Genomic DNA, 614 nt, shown 5'->3' on the forward strand with positions numbered 1-614 from the left:
GGCTCATTTTAATTTCCTAAATTATCGCAATGTTTCAAGTAGTGGATTTGGAAATATTGCTTTTGTGATAGTGCATTTTTTATTTTCACGCTCATATTTATTTACTTTCTCACTAGTTTTTTTGCTTAATGTGTAAAACACTTCATAAATAATTTTATGTGATTTGGAGTATGTAGCATATTTTTCATCTGTTATGTTGCCATTTATAGCTATTACAGAATAAAAATGAGCATTATTAAACAACATATCCATAGATTCGCATATTTTGCTAGATTTTATAAAAGCCTCTAGTCTATAAATGCCATATAAGGCATACAAAAAAGTCATTTTTGCATTGATTGCATTAGAAACGCTATCGCTACATTCCTCCCCTTGATATTTCGTTATATCAATACCCTTGCGTCTGGCAACCTGCATAGGATATATGCTACTTAAACCCTTGCTTCTTACAGCGCATATATCATTTTGATAATTTACATTTCCTAGTGCTTTTTCAATGTTTTCTATACTATCTAAATGTTCGCCTTTAGCGATATTTTGGATTGCTTTTAGTTGTGTTTGCAATGATTCATCGCTCAAAATAGCGACTTTATATAAACTATCATAAAAAATTA

The 614-nt window shown here is 30.0% G+C and carries 1 protein-coding gene; it reads right to left on the reverse strand.

Going from position 1 to position 614, the window contains the following annotated elements; genetic code table 11:
• Positions 1-21 precede the first annotated feature (21 nt).
• The coding region (locus tag ACWIX0_RS14050; RefSeq protein ID WP_454174595.1) for a hypothetical protein at positions 22-614 on the reverse strand (593 nt) is incomplete at its 5' end.

It is taken from the genome of Helicobacter sp. T3_23-1059 (assembly GCF_053654515.1).